Source organism: Nonomuraea phyllanthi, from assembly GCF_006334985.2.
GTDB lineage: Bacteria > Actinomycetota > Actinomycetes > Streptosporangiales > Streptosporangiaceae > Nonomuraea > Nonomuraea phyllanthi.
Window position 1 is genome coordinate 273,933 of record NZ_VDLX02000006.1, and the last position, 15,258, is coordinate 289,190.

Consider the following 15,258-nt stretch of genomic DNA (forward strand, 5'->3'; position numbering starts at 1 on the left):
GCGTGGTGAGACTATCGGGCGCTAACCCGATTTAGCAACGGACATCAGCCCGGGGGCCCGGATGTCCCCAGCAGCAGAGGAGAATCACATGGCTCGTCGCGTCCGCCCCCGCAGGGCCGGGGTCGCGCTCATCATCGCCATGGGGACGCTGGCCGCCGCCTGCGCGGCTCCCGGCAGCGACAGCCCGCAGCCGCGGGCCACCACCGCCTCACCGGTGTCCACCGCACCCACGTGCGGCACCGCGCCGATCACCATGAACGGCTACTTCGAGACCGGCTTCCCGCTGCCCAAGGCGCTGACCACCGAGTTCACCAAGCAGCACCCGAACGTCACGTGGAACATCCGCGAGGACCAGTTCGCCGTGATCACGCAGAACGCCCCGCGCGTGCTGGCGGATAACCCGCCCGACCTGATGCGCCTGCCCCAGGTCTCCGAGCTGGTCAAGGACGACCTGCTGAAGAACCTCGACGGCTACGCGACCGCCTTCGGCTGGGACACGTGGCCGGCCTCCCAGCTCGAACAGCTGCGCCTCGGCCAGGGCGGCCGGCCGCGCGGCGAGGGCTCCCTGTACGCCCTGGGCCTCAACATGAGCATGACCGGCCTCTTCTACAACAAGGAGCTCGCCGCCCGGATCGGCATGTCCGCGCCCCCCGCCACGCTGGCCGAGCTCGACCAGGCGCTGGACAAGGCCAAGAAGGCGGGCATCACGCCCATCGTGCAGTTCAACGGCGGAGCCACCGGCGGCCTGGCGTTCCCGCTGCAGAACCTCATGGCCTCCTACGGCCCGGCCGCCCCGATCAACGACTGGATCTTCCAGAAGCCCGGCGCCACCATCGACACGCCGTCGAACCTCCAGGCCGCGCAGCACCTGGAGCGGTGGATCAAGGCCGGCTACTTCCAGAAGGACGTCAACGCGGTCGACTACGCGACCATGATGAGCCGCTTCATCGACGGGCAGGGCCTGTTCATGTTCAACGGCGACTGGGAGTCGGGCAACCTCGACAAGCAGATGGCGGGCGACGTCGGCTTCGCCCTGATGCCGCCCGCCCAGCAGGGCGGCAAGCTCGCCGCCATGTCGGCGCCCCTCACCTTCGGCATCGCCGCGAACGCCGGGAACGCCGACTGTGCCGCCTTCTTCCTCAACTGGGTGGCCACCGACAAGCGGGCCCGCGAGATCGGCGTCGAGGTCGGCGGATCGCGTCCGATGGGTCCGGCCGACGCGTACATGCCGGCCGTGGCGCAGGACACGGTCACCGCGAGCACCCTGGCGGCCGGGGCGGACATCGCCGAGGACAACGGCGCGATGGACTTCATCGCGAACGCCACCGGCGCCATCTACGCCAAGAGCTGGACGCCCAACCTGCAGAAGCTGGTGGCCGGGGAGCAGACGGCGCAGGGGCTGCTGAAGGCGGTCCAGGCCGACTACGCGGGCCAGCTCGAAGGGAACTGATCGTGGCCCGCTCCTCCGCGCACCGGAGAGCGGCCGCGGCCAGGCTGCGCGGTACGCGCGGCCTGGCCGGCTGGCTGTTCGTGCTCCCGGCGCTCGCGTTCTACGCGGTCTTCGTGCTGCGCCCGATCGCCCTGACGTTCCAGTACTCGCTGTACGAATGGGACGGCATCGGCCCGTCCACCTGGGCGGGCCCGGCCAACTACGGCAAGGTCTTCACCGACCCCGACCTGTTCGACTCGCTGGTCAACGCCTTTCAGCTGATCGTGTTCTTCAGCGCGATCCCCGTCGTGCTCGGCCTGGCGATCGCCGCCACGATCCGGCGCATCGCCCAGAGCCGGCTCGCCCTCGTGGCGCGCGCCGTGCTCTTCCTGCCGCAGGTCATCCCGCTGGTCGCGGCCGGCATCGCGTGGAGCTGGCTGCTGGCCTCCACCGGCGTGGTCAACCAGCTGCTCTCACTCGTCGGCCTCGGCGGGGTGACCCGGGCGTGGCTGGGCGACTTCGCCACCGCGCTGCCAGCGGTCGGCATGATCGGCGCGTGGGTGCTGCTCGGCCTCTGCACGCTGCTGCTCCTCGCGGGCATGAGCAAGATCGACCCGGCGCTGTACGAGGCCGCCCGGCTCGACGGCGCCGGCCCGTGGCGGGAGTTCGTCTCCATCACGGTCCCCAGCCTCCGGCAGGAGATCGCGGTCTGCGTCACCGTGACCGTGATCGCCGCCCTGGCCAGCTTCGACATCATCTACATCTCCACCCAGGGCGGCCCCGGCAACACGACCATGGTGCCCGGCCTGCAGATCTTCTACCTGGCCTTCTCCGAGCGCGAGGTGGGGACGGCCTCGGCCCTCGCCGTGGTGCTCATGGTCCTGGTGATCGCCTGCGCCCTGCCCATCCAGTGGTTCGCGAAGGACGGCAACCGATGATCACCGCCCGGCGGGAGGCCTGGACCGGCAGGCTGCTGCTCATCCTCATGATGGCGATCACGCTCCTGCCGTTCCTCAGCCTGTTCGTCACCGCCCTGCACCCCTCGGGCACCTACCCGGCCGGGCTGGCCTGGCCGGACGAGCCGCAGTGGGGCAACTTCCCGCGCGCCTTCGAGGCCGCGAACATGGGCGAGCTGCTGAAGTCCAGCGTCCTCATCGTGCTGGGGGTGGTCCCCATCTCGATCCTGCTGGGCACGATGGCCGGCTTCGCCATCGGCCACCTGCGCGTGATCGGCGGCAGGGTGGTCTTCCTGCTGTTCGTGCTCGGCCTGACCCTCCCCTTCGAGGGCATCATCACGCCGCTGTACTACCAGATCCGCGACATGGGGCTGCTCAACACGCGCTGGGCGATCATCCTGCCGCTCATCGGCCTGTTCATGCCGTTCTCCGTCTTCTGGATGCGCGCCCACTTCGTCAACATGCCGGGCGAGCTGTCGGAGAGCGCCCGGATGGACGGCGCCAACGTGTGGCAGCTGTTCCGGCGCATCCACGTCCCCCTGGCCATGCCGGCGATCTCGTCCCTGGGCATCCTGCTGTTCCTGTGGACCTGGAACCAGTTCCTGCTGGCCATCGTCCTGGTGGACGACCCCGCCAAGCGGACCATGTCCGGCGCGCTGGGCGCCTTCCAGGGCCAGTGGGGCACCGACATCCCGCTGCTGTGCGCCGGATCGCTGCTGATCCTGACGCCCACGCTCGCGATCTTCCTCATCTTCCAGCGCCACTTCGTCAAGGCCCTGCTCCAGGGCTCCTTGAAGGGCTGACAAGACATTCCCCGAGCACACCACCACGAGTGAAAGCGGAGGTCGTTCATGGTCCCAGCAGGACCGGCGCTCTGGACCGGCCGGCACCTTGACCGGCTCGCGGAGAGCCGCGCGACCACGGCGCCCGCCATCGACCTCGCGGCCTTGCCGCGGATCCTGCCGGAGCACGACCTGTGGGACCTGTGGCCGGTCCAGGACGAGGACGGCTCGACCACCCTGATCGACGGGCGCGAACTGTGGATGGCCCTGTCCGCCCCCGCCCGAGGCCACCCCGAGGAACGCCACGACCGGGCCCGCATCCGCCTGCTCGCCAGAGACGGCGCCGGGCGGTGGAGCGACCTGGGGTACGCCTTCGCCGGCGGGGCCTCCCCGGGCAGCCGCGAGTGGTCCGGATCGGCGGTCCGCCGGCCGGACGGCACGGTGTCGGTGTTCTACACGGCCGCCGGGCGGCGGGGCGAGGCGCGACCCACGTTCCGGCAGCGCGTCGTCGAGACCCGGCCCGCCCTGATCACCGGTGGTGGCCGGATCCGGCTGAGCGGGGACGCCGCGCACCGGGAGGTCCTCCGCCCGGACGGCCGCGTGTACCTGCCGGCCGACGAGGCCGACGGCTCACCGGGGACCATCAGGGCGTTCCGCGACCCCGGCTGGTTCCGCGACCCCGCCGACGGACGCGAGTACCTGCTCGTCGCCGCGTCCACCGCCGGGTCCACCGCCGGGTCCACCGCCGGGTCCACCGCTGCGTCCACCGCCGGGTCCGGCCGCTTCACGGGCGCCGTCGCCCTGGCCGGGCGGCGGGCCGGCGCCTGGTCCCTGCTGCCACCCCTCGTCGTGGCCGACGGCGTCAACCACGAGCTCGAGCGGCCGCACATCGTCGTCCACCGATCGCGGTACTACCTCTTCTTCTCCACCCAGCACCACACCTTCCACCCCGCCGGGCGCGCACCCACCGGGCTCTACGGCTTCGCCGCGCCCGGCCTGACGGGACCGTACGAGCCGCTCAACGGGTCCGGGCTCGTGATCCGGAACCCGCGCGCCGAGCCGGACCAGGCCTACGCCTGGCTGGTCCTGCCCGACCTGCGCGTGGTGAGCTTCGCCAACTACCGGTCCGCGCCGGGCGTGGACATCCGGCGGGAGGAGGCCGCGCGGGCACGGGCGAACTTCGGCGGCACCCTCGCGCCGGTGCTGGAACTGACCCTGGACGGAATGACCACGTCCGTCGTCGCGCACCCCGAAAGCTCCGGAAGCAGATCGACGGTGAGGTCGTCGGGCACGCCCTGACCCACGCCTCGCTCGGAGGGCCTCGCCGCGGGCGGCCCGGCCGGCCGTCAAGGGTGCTCGACCGGCTCGACCGGCTCGACCGGGGGGCAGGATCCGCTGACCGGCTAGGCTGTGACGCGCAGAGCGAGGAGGGGGTCCTCTTGGACGAGCCGGAGACGCCGCGCCTCACGATCCACGAGGTGGCCCGGCGCGCGGGTGTTTCGCACCAGACGGTTTCCCGATATTTCCGCCAGAACGACACGTTGAAGCCGGCGACCCGCGCCAAGATCGACCTGGTCGTCCAGGAGCTCAACTACCGGCCCAACCTCGTCGCCCGCTCCATGCGCACGCGCCGTACGAACCGGCTCGCGATCACCCTGCCCGCCTCCCTCTACCTGTGGCCGGCGCGCCTGCTCCGGGCCGCCGCCGCGGCGGCGCACGACGAGGGTTTCCAGCTGGAGGTCGTCAGCGTCGAGGGCGATCCGCGCGCCAGGGCGGAGCGGGTCCTGGAGCTGGCCGGGTCGGGGCAGGTCGAGGGCGTCCTGTCGCTGACGCCGCTGGAGATCGACCCCGCCGCCGCGCCGGTGCCCATCGTCGTCACGGGCGACTACGACGACAAGCTGCGCGGGGCCAACGAGCTCGCCGACGCCTCCCCGGTCGAGGAGATCATCGACTGTCTCGCCTCGCTCGGCCACCGGGTCTTCTTCCACATCGCGGGCGCGCAGAGCTGGGCCTCGGCCCGCAACCGCAGGCTCGTCTACGAGCAGGTGATCGAGCGCCGCGGGCTCACCTCGTACGGCGTCGCGCTCGGAGACTGGAGCCCCCAGTCCGGCTACGACGCCGTCCGCGGCCTGCCCGACGGGTGTGGCGTGACGGCCGTCGTCGCGGTGAACGACCACGTGGCCATGGGCGCCGTACGCGGGGCGCTCTCGCGGGGCTGGCGGGTTCCCGGCGATGTCAGCGTGTTCGGCTGGGACGACGAGGAGCTGGGACGCTTCGCCACCCCCGCGCTGTCCACGGTCGCCGTGAACCGGGAGATGCAGGGGCGCGAGGCCATGGCGAGGCTCGTCGCGGCGGTGCGCGGTGAGCCCGCGCCGCCGCCGGCCGAACGGCCGCTCAACCGGGTCATCGTCCGCGAGACGGTCGGCCCGCCGCCCGCCTGAGCACGCGTCCCAGGCAGGCACCCGCGTTCCGCGTGCGCGCCCCGGGCGGGCCCCCGTTCCGCGTGATCACGGCGCGACGTTCCGGGTGATCACAGTGCGAACTCCGCGCCGAGATCGTCCAGTTCGGCCCGGTCGCACATGTGGTCGATGAAGACGTAGCGGTGCGCGAGTTCGAGGGTGTCGCCGTCGGCCAGCGCGATCTCCTCGTCGAAGGAGGGGGAGGGGCTGATCACGGCGAACGCCTGGTTGCGGACGAACCACTTGATCGGCACGGACGCGCTGGAGTGCCCGGCGACGGCGAGCACGGTGCCGCCGCCGTCGATCTCGTCGTGCCGCCCGACCATGGCCAGCCACGGGGCCTCGGCGCCCATCATCTCCTCGCCGCCCTGACCGTCGGCGCCGATGATCGTGCCTCCGGTCCAGGACCTGGGGCCGCGCCAGAAGTAGCCCGCGTACCCGGCCAACGGCCGGCCGTGCGTGGTGGGGCTGCCGAAGTCGAGCGTGGCCCCGCGGACGTTGCGCAGCTCCGTGGTGAAGTCGAGGGCCCAGATGCCCCGCGCGGCGTCCACGCCGTGGAAGACCTGGCGGCGCTGCTCGGTGATCCAGTGCTCGCCCTGCGCCGAGACCCAGTGCAGGCTCTCCGCGGCCACGACCTGCCGGCCGTCCGAGGAGAGCTCGGTGAAGCCGGTGTGGTCGATGCGGCCGAGGTTGTCCTCCCAGTGGTAGTTCCGCTCCACCGAGAAGGTCGGGCCGCCCCAGAAGTTCTGCCCCGACAGGTGTGCCCAGGTCATCTGCAGGCCCTTGTGCCAGCGGTGGTCCCACGGCCGGTAGACCGACATGGGCGCGCCGGACAGGCTGCGGATGGGGTGCAGGTAGGGCTTGGGCGACTCGGCGTCGGGCGCGTCCGGACGGTGGACGTACTGCGCGATCTCCACGTCGCCGGCGGTGATGATCAGAGACGTGTCCTCGTCGCGGACGGCGAGCGTGGCGTCAGGCATGGTGAAGGTCCTTGCGCTGGAGGTGGGCGACGGCGGTCGGCGTGTCGCCGCCGTTGAGCGAGTGGTAGAAGGGGTTGCCGGGCCCGAGCTCGGCGCGGGAGACGGCCCGTCCCGTGATGGCGGACTGGTACATGGCCGTGATCAGCTCCATGACGCGCCTGCCGTCGGCGCCGCTGGCGGCGGGCCGCTCTCCGGCCTTCATGGCGGCCAGCAGCGCGGCGAGCTGGGCGCGGTGCGAGCTGGGCGTGTTCTCGGCGGGCGCCCAGCCGGCGATCCTGGCGGCGTCGGTGACGTGGGGCGCGGGCGTCCAGCGCCAGTTGGAGTTCTCGTAGCCGTACAGGTGCTCGACCTCCACCGTGGCGTCGGTGAAGTCGAAGCGCAGGTAGCTCGTCTCGCGCGGGGACAGCACGCTGTTGACGACCGAGGCGATGGCGCCCGAGGCGAAGCGGACGGTCGCGAACGACACGTCCTCGGTCTCGACGCGGCGGCCGAGCGTGGCCGCCACGGCGTGCACCTCGCTCCAGTCGCCGAGCAGGCTCAGCAGGAGGTCCATCTGGTGGATGCCGTGGCCCATGGTGGGGCCGCCGCCCTCGGTCTCCCACTTGCCGCGCCACGGCACCTCGAAGTACTCGTGACCGCGATACCACAGGGTGTTGCACACGGCGACGAGCGGCGCGCCCAGCTCGCCGCCGGCGATGTGCCGCCGCAGCCGCCGCGCCGCGCTCCCGAAGCGGTGCTGGAAGACGTAGCTCGCGTACGGGCCGCCGTCCTGCTCGTGGGCGGCGATCTCGTCGTACTCGGCCAGCGACAGCGTCGGCGGCTTCTCGCACCACACCCACGCGCCGGCGTCCAGGCCGGCGATCACCGCGTCGCGGTGCGCGACCGGCGGCGTGGCGACGACCACGAGGTCGGGGCTCTCGTCCGCCAGCATCCGGGCCGGATCGGTGTGGCGGCCGGGGACGCCGAAGGTGTCGGCCAGCTCCTCGGCGCGGCCGGGGTCGACGTCGCACACGGCGACGACCCGTACCGCGTCGCCCGCCGCGGCCAGGGCGGGAAGGTGACAGGCTTTCGCGATGCCACCGGCGCCGATGACGGCGACACGGACCGGGGACGAGGACGCGGGCATGCGCAGCTCCTTCGGGCGGCCAAAGAGTGATCGATCACTTTTTCCTGGACAACCTATTTTCGATCGACCTCCGGGGTCAACCCCGCCCGCCCGTCACGTCGGGTCCCACGTCACGCCGTACCGACTGCTTCCGGAGCGACGCCGGCCAGGCGCGATCCGCTCAGGAAGCCGGGAGCCCGGGAGGGGCGGTGCTGCCGCGGACGACGAGGTCGGTGGCGAGCTCGATGCGGCTCTGGGGCAGCGGCTCGCCGGCGGCGAGCGTCAGCATCATCGAGGTGGCCGCGGCGGCCATCTGGCTGAGAGGCTGGCGGATGGTGGTCAGGGGCGGGATGGCCCATCGCACCGACGGCAGGTCGTCGAAGCCGATCACGCTGAGATCGTCAGGAATGCGCAGGCCGAGCTCGTGAGCGGCGTGGTAGACGCCGATGGCCTGGCCGTCGTTGGTCGCGAAGATCGCGGTCGGCCGGCCGGGCCGGCTCAGCAGGCGGTGCGCCTCCGCCAGCCCGCCCTCGACGAGGAAGTCCCCCCGGCCGATCAGCTCCGGATCGACGGGCACGCCGGCCATGTCCAGAGCCGTCCGGTATCCGTCGAGCCGGGCCCGGCTCGACAGCGCGGAGTCCGGTCCTGTGATGATGCCGATGCGGCGATGCCCGAGCTCCAGGAGGTGGCGGGTGGCCGTGAGCCCGCCGTTCCAGTTGCCCGCGCCGACCGACGGGATGTTCTTGCCGGGAGCGTCGGCCGGATCCAGGAGCACCAGCGGGATCTCGTGGTGGGCGAGGCGTTCGTGCTGGGCCTCCGCCAGGCCGGAGAACACGGCGATCACGCCGCTCGGACGGCGCCGCAGCACACCCTCCATCCAGGCGTCCACGGCGGAGTGATCGCGGCGCAGCTCCGAGATGCCCACCGTGAGCCCGTGCTCACGAGCCACCTCCGCGACGCCCTTGGTGATCTCGACGGGATAGTCGCCCTCCAGAGCGTGGAAGACCAGCTCCACCAGGGCCGTCGGCGTGGAGCGGCGGCGCTGCCTGCGGTAGCCGTGCCGGCGGATGAGCTCCTCCACGGCGGCACGGGTCTCGGACGACACCTCGGACCGGCCGTTCACGACCTTGGAGACCGTCGCGGTGGAAACTCCGGCCAGCTCGGCGAGCTGGGCGATGGTGAGGGGAGACGGCTCCGCGGTCATGGCGGCAGTCTAGCCAGCGGCTCCGCCGCCCCGGGCCCGCCGATCAGGTGCGGGGCGGCCGTGGGGGTGGCCGCGCCGGCGGCGGTCGTGACCGTGGCGGGCTCGGGCCTGCACCGAGCCCGCCACGCCGGCTCCGCCCGCTCCTGACCGCCTGCCGGGACGGCGCTCACCCCGGAGGGCCTGCGCCGTCGCCGTGGACGTCAGGAACATGCGAGCCGGAACCTGTCACGCCATCAGCGCTGCAGCGTCAGCAGGCCCGGCCGGTAGGGCAGCAGGCCGTAGTCGCCGCCGGAGCTGGGGCTGCGGCCCTGGTAGAGCAGCTGCAGGTTGCAGGGGTCGACGGTCATGGTCTGGTCGGCGCTGGTGCGGATCAGCTCGCCGTGGCTGATGTCGTTGGTCCAGGTGGCGCCGCTGTTGGCCTTGCCGGCGAAGGGGTTGCTCTCGCTGGTGGCCTGGGGCGTCCACGAGCCGTTCAGGCTGGTGGCGGTGAACGAGCGGAAGTAGCGGCCCTGCGAGCCGATCGCCTCGACGAGCATGAGGTACTTGTTCTGGCCCTGGAGCTTGTAGACCTGGACGGCCTCGAACAGGTTGTTCGTCGAGTCGCTCATGATCACCGTCGAGTTGGAGCCGAAGCTGCCCGGGAAGTTCCCGATGGGCATGCTGGCCCGGTAGATCTTGCCGTTGTCCCCGGCGAAGAACAGGTACATGTTCGTGCCGTCACCGATGACCGTCTGGTCGATCGGTCCCGTTCCGGAGCCCGAGATGCTTCCGGAGAAGAGCACCTGCTGCGACGACCAGCCGTTCGGGTTGGTGGGGTCGTTGGAGGTCCTGTAGGAGAAGGCGGTCCCGCCCCACTGGTAGGCGAGCACCCAGATGTTCCTCGGGGCGAAGTAGAACAGCGTGGGCGCGACAGTGGCGGACGACATCGTGTTCTGGCTGGCCGAGGCCATGTCGGACCAGTTGGTGAAGGGGCTGAAGTTCATCGAGCCCCACCGCGTGCCCGTGTCGTGCGTCGTGGCGTAGACGAGATGCCTGCCGTTGTAGGGCGCGACGGTGAAGTCCTTGAGCGAGACCCACCCCGACTTCGGGGTCGCCAGCGGGCCCGTCGACGTCCAGCGGTACGACGACGGAAGGTCGCAGTTCCCGGGGTCGGGGTCGGGGTCACCGCCGCCGCCGTCGATCGGCACGAGTTGCCATTGCTGGTTGGCGCCGCCCCAGTCGTCGTACTGGACGATGTTGGCGCCGTCGGCGGTGGAGGCGCCCTGGACTTCGAGGGCCTTGTTGCTGTTGCGGTTGATCAGGCGTACGTAGCCGTCGGAGCTGTCGGAGAGTCTCCATTGCTGGTTGGTGCCGTTGTGGTCGCTCCATTGGACGACGGCGGCGCTGTTGGCGGTGGAGTAGTTGTAGACGTCGAGGACCTTGCCGGAGTGGCGGGATTTGAGGCGGTAGTAGCCGCCGCCGGAGTCGACGAACTGCCATTGCTGCTGGTTCTGGTTGTTCCTGGCCCACTGGGTGATGCGGGCGCCGTCATTGGTCGCCAGGTTGTAGACGTCCAGGGCCTTGCCGCTGTTGCGGTTGACCAGGACGTACCACGCGTTGGTGTCGACGGTGGCCGCGCCGGCGGGCTGGATGCCGACGAACAGGCTCGCCAGTAAGGCGGCCATCGTCGTGAGGATGGCCAGAAATCTCAATCTCACGATGTGCTCCGATTCATCCGACTTGGTGGACATGGCGGCGAAGGATCGAGCCGGACAGACGTCGTTTCATGGACGCCCTCCATCGACGTGCTCTGTCAGGGGGTGGTGAGGTCGAAGCGGCGCACGGTCACCGCGCCGCCGAGGGACTGGGTCGCGTAATTGAAGATCCCGTAGCGGTAGCCCATGAAGAACTGCCAGGCGTTGTTCAGCGTGAACGCCGGGCCGAGACTCACGAAGGTGCTGCCGTCGGTGCTGTAGGAGAAGCGGGCCTGCCTGCCGGAGCCGGGCCGGATGTCGGCGTTGACCCGCAACCAGATCCGGCCGCCCGAGATGCTCGCACTCGCCGCCTCCGTACCGGTGCCGGTGGTCTGCCACGAGCCGTTCATGGTGAGCCCGTTGGTCATCACGACCCGGTTGACGCCGTTGTCGCGCTTGACGCCGATCCAGGCCGACTGGTCGCGCAGCATGGCCAGCCCGGCGCGGTCGCCGTTGGCCATCTGCGAGTAGTCGAGCTCGATCGTCGCCGTGGACGACGGGCCCTGGATGCGGTGGGTCAGGGTGTTACGGGCGTTGTAGAGGTCGCCTGTGACGGTCGCGGTCTGCAGGCGCAGGCCGTTGCCGGTGGAGAAGCGGCTGGTGTCGGGGTTGTGGTTCCACTCCCAGCGAGGCCCGAGGCTGCTCGACGTGAAGGTGTCGGGACCGATCATGGACGCCACGGTCCGGTCGGTCTGGATGTTCGGTTTCGGGTAGGTGGCTCCCCACCCGCCGTTGACGGTCTGCACGGTCGGCCAGTCGCCGGTCCAGGTGATCGGCGCGAGCGCCGGGACCCGGCCGCCGGGGTAGGCGTCGACGAACGACATGTAGTACCAGTCGCCGTTCTGGGTCTGGACGAGCCCGCCCTGATGGGGGACGCCGCCCCCGGAGATGGGGCCGGGCATGTTGAGCAGGACCTGGCGCATCTCGTACGGGCCCCACGGCGAGGTGGAGCGGAGGACGTACTGGCCGTTGGCGGGGCGGGTCAGCCAGATGTAGTAGTAGCCGTTCCGCTTGTAGAAGCGGGAGCCCTCCAGGGTGCCGACGCTGCTCGGCGTCTGGAACACCTGCTGGGCGCGTACCTGGCTGAGCCCGTCGGACGAGAGCTGGGCGACGCTGATGGTGCCGTTGCCGTAGGCGACGTACATCGTGTCGTCGGTGTCGATCAGCAGGCCGGCGTCGTAGTAGCAGTTGTTGATCCGTGAGCGCTTCGTCCAGGTGCCGTCGACGGCGGAGGCGGTGTAGACGTAGGTGCGGTTGAACTCGACGCAGCCGAGCCAGTAGTAGGTGCTGTTGCTGGGCCGGTAGTTCAGGGTCGAGGCCCAGATGCCCTTCACGTACGCCCGGCCGCCGTTCAGGTCGTAGGCGCCCGAGTCGAAGTCGAGCCTCGGGACAGAATGCCCGGCGTACTCCCAGTCCACGAGGTTGTAGGAGCGCAGGATCGGCGCGCCCGGCGAGTAGTGCATCGTGGAGGCCGAGTAGTAGTAGGCGTCGCCGACCCGGATGATGTCGCCGTCGGCGAAGTCCTGCCAGACGACCGGGTTGGTGTACGTGCCGCCCGGGTCGGGGTCGCCGCCGCCGTCGATCGGCACGAGTTGCCATTGCTGGTTGGCGCCGCCCCAGTCGTCGTACTGGACGATGTTGGCGCCGTCGGCGGTGGAGGCGTTCTGCACTTCGAGGGCCTTGTTGCTGTTGCGGTTGATCAGGCGTACGTAGCCGTCGGAGCTGTCGGAGAGTCTCCATTGCTGGTTGGTGCCGTTGTGGTCGCTCCATTGGACGACGGCGGCGCCGTTGGCGGTGGAGTATCCCGAGACGTCCAGAACCTTGCCGGAGTGGCGGGATTTGAGGCGGTAGTAGCCGCCGCCGGAGTCGACGAACTGCCATTGCTGCTGGTTCTGGTTGTTCCTGGCCCACTGGGTGATGCGGGCGCCGTCGTCGGTGGCCAGGTTGTAGACGTCCAGGGCCTTGCCGCTGTTGCGGTTGACCAGTACGTACCACGCGCTGGTGTCGACCGTCGCGGCGGACGCCTGCGGCGTGAGCAACGTGCCCACGAGAAGCAGGGCCGAGAGAACCGTGAGGACGCGTCTCACCAGAACCTCCGATGCATCCGAGGTGTTAGCGCTAACAGCCCGCTCCCGCGATCATCCGGAAGGTCGGGACGGGCCGTGCGAGCGGGCGGGGGGATGTGGGGGGACATCCAGGGCTCCTCGACTAGATAGCGGAAGACTCCAACTTGTTAGCGTTAACATTTATCGTGCTGAGGTTGCTTGCTTGCCGCGTCGAGCGCGTTGTCGGGGAGTACATCTGACGTCCGGCTCCGCGTCAACGGGGGCGCTCCGCGCCGGCTCGGGCGTTGTCCTCGAAACGCGCTCCTGCCTGGGGTTTCGCCTCCGATGGGAGCGCGCCGCACGGCTCGTCGGTGTGAAAGTTTCACAGAAGTTGCCAGGTGGCATTCCAGTAACTTGCGAAGGTTATTGGTTAACTTGCTGTGCTCCGGACATGCGCCGATCCCCGCCGTTCCCCGCTCTGAGCAGCGGTAGGCCCCACTTGATCTTTATTAAGGTTCTTCCTCGGGCATGGTTGACGGGCCGCAGCGAGGGCCTTACCTTCCTGCAGAGGATGTAAACGCCTCCGACCTTTTCGGCCCCTTCTGAACTGGCCGCATTTCTGACCGGCTTCCCGCCGCCCCCGTGAAAGCCATGCTGGGAGCGCTCCCACGTGCCGGGATCGTCCGGCCCAGGAGGCCGAGAGCGGCGCGTATCGGCGACCCACAGCCAAGGAGGAGACATGACGGACGATCCGATCGACCGGAGATCGCTGAGCCGGAGAAGGGTGCTGGCGACGATGGGCGCCCTGCCCGTCATCACGGCCATGACCTCGACCGCCGGCGCCTCGGCGGCCGCGGCCGCGACGGCCGCCGCCACGGCGGTCATCGACCCGTCGGCACGGCGGCAGACGATCCGCGGCTTCGGCGGCATGAACCACACGGCCTGGATCGGCGACCTGACAGCGGCCCAGCGCGACACGGCGTTCGGCACGGGGGACGGCCGTCTGGGGTTCTCGGTGCTGAGGATCCCCGTGCCCGAGAACCAGGCGGACTGGAGCCGCGATCTGGCGACGGCGCAGCGCGCGGTCGAACTCGGGGCGACCGTCATCGCGTCGCCGTGGAACCCGCCCGCCACCATGGTCGAGACCTTCGTCCGCGGCAGCCAGACCGACGCGAGAAGGCTCCGGTACGACATGTACGGCGCCTACGCCCAGCACCTGAACGACTTCACCGCCCACATGCGGAACAACGGGGTGAACCTGTACGGCATATCCGTGCAGAACGAGCCTGACTACGCGCACGAGTGGACCTGGTGGACCCCCACCGAGATGGTGCGGTTCCTGCGGGAGAACGCCGGCTCGATCAGCACCAGGGTCATCGCGCCCGAGTCCTTCCAGTACCTGAAGAACATGTCGGACCCGATCCTCAACGACTCCACGGCGCTCGCCAACGTGGACATCATCGGGGCCCACCTCTACGGCACCCCGTACGCGAACTTCCCGTACCCCCTCTTCAAGCAGAAGGGCGCGGGCAAAGAGCTCTGGATGACCGAGGTCTACCACCCCAACAGCAGCGACTCGGCGGACCTCTGGCCGCAGGCGCTCGACGTGGGGGAGCACATCCACCACGCCATGGTGGACGCCGAGTTCCAGGCGTACATCTGGTGGTACATCCGGCGCAGCTACGGCCCCATGCGGGAGGACGGCCAGATCAGCAAGCGCGGAGCGAACATGGCGCACTTCGCCAGGTTCGTCCGCCCCGGATACGTGCGGATCGACGCGACGGCGAACCCGGCGTCGAACGTGTACGTCTCGGCGTACTCGGGCGATGACTCCGTCGTCGTCGTCGCGATCAACAAGGGGACCTCCGCGGTGAGCCAGCAGTTCACGCTGGCGAACAGCACCGCGTCCAGCGTCTCGTCCTGGCTGACGGACGCGAGCAGGAACGTCGCGCCCCAGGGCGCGACCGGCGTGTCGAACGGCTCCTTCACCGTCACGCTCCCCGCCCGGAGCGTGATGACCTTCGTCACCGGCGTGACCCAGGCTCCCGGCGGGATCGACACCAGTGCGTGGTACGTGCTGGTCAACCGCAACAGCGGCAAGGCCCTGGACGTCTACAACCTGGCGACCAATGACGGCGCCCGCATCACCCAGTGGGCCAGGAACAACCAGAACCAGCAGCAATGGCAGTTCGTCGACTCCGGCGGCGGCTACTACCGCCTCAAATCCCGCCACTCCGGCAAAGTCCTCGACGTCTACAACTACTCCACCGCCAACAGCGCCGCCGTCGTCCAATGGAGCGACCACAACGGCACCAACCAGCAATGGAGACTCTCCGACAGCTCCGACGGCTACGTACGCCTGATCAACCGCAACAGCAACAAGGCCCTCGAAGTCCAGGGCGCCTCCACCGCCGACGGCGCCAACATCGTCCAGTACGACGACTGGGGCGGCGCCAACCAGCAATGGCAACTCGTACGGATCGGCTGACAACTGACGCCCGCCGCGCGGAACGGCTGAGCCGGTCGCGACCCTCTAGGGAAAGAGAAGCGAGATGTCTGGTTTAT

The 15,258-nt window shown here is 69.9% G+C and carries 11 protein-coding genes; 6 read left to right on the forward strand and 5 right to left on the reverse strand.

From position 1 onward, the window contains the following. Positions 1-88 precede the first annotated feature (88 nt). The 5 genes from FH608_RS18405 to FH608_RS18425 all read left to right on the forward strand — a co-directional run bounded on the left by FH608_RS18405 (position 89) and on the right by FH608_RS18425 (position 5,608). The gene (locus FH608_RS18405) at positions 89-1,450 is read left to right on the forward strand and encodes an ABC transporter substrate-binding protein (protein WP_139631753.1); all 1,362 of its coding nucleotides are present in this window, start codon (positions 89-91) and stop codon (positions 1,448-1,450) included. Positions 1,451-1,452: 2 nt separating this feature from the next. Further along, positions 1,453-2,367, forward strand: a complete 915-nt coding sequence (locus FH608_RS18410; RefSeq protein ID WP_226899661.1) for a carbohydrate ABC transporter permease — start codon at positions 1,453-1,455, stop codon at positions 2,365-2,367. Next, positions 2,364-3,188, forward strand: coding sequence for a carbohydrate ABC transporter permease (locus FH608_RS18415; protein WP_139631754.1), 825 nt, complete (start codon positions 2,364-2,366; stop codon positions 3,186-3,188). The genes FH608_RS18410 and FH608_RS18415 overlap by 4 nt, the downstream gene beginning before the upstream one ends. 48 nt (positions 3,189-3,236) lie before the next feature. Further along, positions 3,237-4,466, forward strand: a complete 1,230-nt coding sequence (locus FH608_RS18420; RefSeq protein WP_139631755.1) for a glycoside hydrolase family 68 protein — start codon at positions 3,237-3,239, stop codon at positions 4,464-4,466. Between the two features lie 140 nt (positions 4,467-4,606). Beyond that, entirely contained in the window at positions 4,607-5,608 is a 1,002-nt protein-coding gene (locus FH608_RS18425; protein WP_139631756.1) for a LacI family DNA-binding transcriptional regulator, read from the forward strand. Between the two features lie 89 nt (positions 5,609-5,697). Here FH608_RS18425 and FH608_RS18430 read toward each other — a convergent pair whose 3' ends face one another. From FH608_RS18430 to FH608_RS18450, 5 genes are all read right to left on the reverse strand, one after another. Beyond that, the gene (locus FH608_RS18430; protein ID WP_139631757.1) at positions 5,698-6,606 is read right to left on the reverse strand and encodes a DUF6807 domain-containing protein; all 909 of its coding nucleotides are present in this window, start codon (positions 6,604-6,606) and stop codon (positions 5,698-5,700) included. Further along, positions 6,599-7,732, reverse strand: coding sequence for a Gfo/Idh/MocA family protein (locus FH608_RS18435; RefSeq protein WP_139631758.1), 1,134 nt, complete (start codon positions 7,730-7,732; stop codon positions 6,599-6,601). The genes FH608_RS18430 and FH608_RS18435 overlap by 8 nt, the downstream gene beginning before the upstream one ends. A gap of 160 nt (positions 7,733-7,892) precedes the next feature. Then, a complete protein-coding gene (locus FH608_RS18440) occupies positions 7,893-8,915 on the reverse strand; it encodes a LacI family DNA-binding transcriptional regulator (RefSeq protein ID WP_139631759.1) in 1,023 nt (340 codons plus the stop codon). A 233-nt stretch (positions 8,916-9,148) separates the two neighbouring features. Beyond that, the gene (locus FH608_RS18445; protein ID WP_226899662.1) at positions 9,149-10,612 is read right to left on the reverse strand and encodes a non-reducing end alpha-L-arabinofuranosidase family hydrolase; all 1,464 of its coding nucleotides are present in this window, start codon (positions 10,610-10,612) and stop codon (positions 9,149-9,151) included. Positions 10,613-10,707: 95 nt separating this feature from the next. Next, the gene (locus FH608_RS18450) at positions 10,708-12,735 is read right to left on the reverse strand and encodes an RICIN domain-containing protein (protein ID WP_226899663.1); all 2,028 of its coding nucleotides are present in this window, start codon (positions 12,733-12,735) and stop codon (positions 10,708-10,710) included. A 697-nt stretch (positions 12,736-13,432) separates the two neighbouring features. Between FH608_RS18450 and FH608_RS18455 the strand changes: the two genes are divergently transcribed. Continuing rightward, a complete protein-coding gene (locus FH608_RS18455) occupies positions 13,433-15,181 on the forward strand; it encodes an RICIN domain-containing protein (RefSeq protein WP_139631762.1) in 1,749 nt (582 codons plus the stop codon). The last annotated feature ends 77 nt before the right edge of the window (positions 15,182-15,258 follow it).

Excerpts from the sequence above, each read along its gene's own strand:
- FH608_RS18405 (WP_139631753.1), top strand. The coding sequence starts at position 89 with ATGGCTCGTCGCGTCCGCCCCCGCAGGGCCGGGGTCGCGCTCATCATC.
- FH608_RS18415 (WP_139631754.1), top strand. The coding sequence starts at position 2,364 with ATGATCACCGCCCGGCGGGAGGCCTGGACCGGCAGGCTGCTGCTCATC.
- FH608_RS18420 (WP_139631755.1), top strand. The coding sequence starts at position 3,237 with ATGGTCCCAGCAGGACCGGCGCTCTGGACCGGCCGGCACCTTGACCGG.
- FH608_RS18430 (WP_139631757.1), bottom strand. The coding sequence starts at position 6,606 with ATGCCTGACGCCACGCTCGCCGTCCGCGACGAGGACACGTCTCTGATC.
- FH608_RS18435 (WP_139631758.1), bottom strand. The coding sequence starts at position 7,732 with ATGCCCGCGTCCTCGTCCCCGGTCCGTGTCGCCGTCATCGGCGCCGGT.
- FH608_RS18440 (WP_139631759.1), bottom strand. The coding sequence starts at position 8,915 with ATGACCGCGGAGCCGTCTCCCCTCACCATCGCCCAGCTCGCCGAGCTG.
- FH608_RS18455 (WP_139631762.1), top strand. The coding sequence starts at position 13,433 with ATGACGGACGATCCGATCGACCGGAGATCGCTGAGCCGGAGAAGGGTG.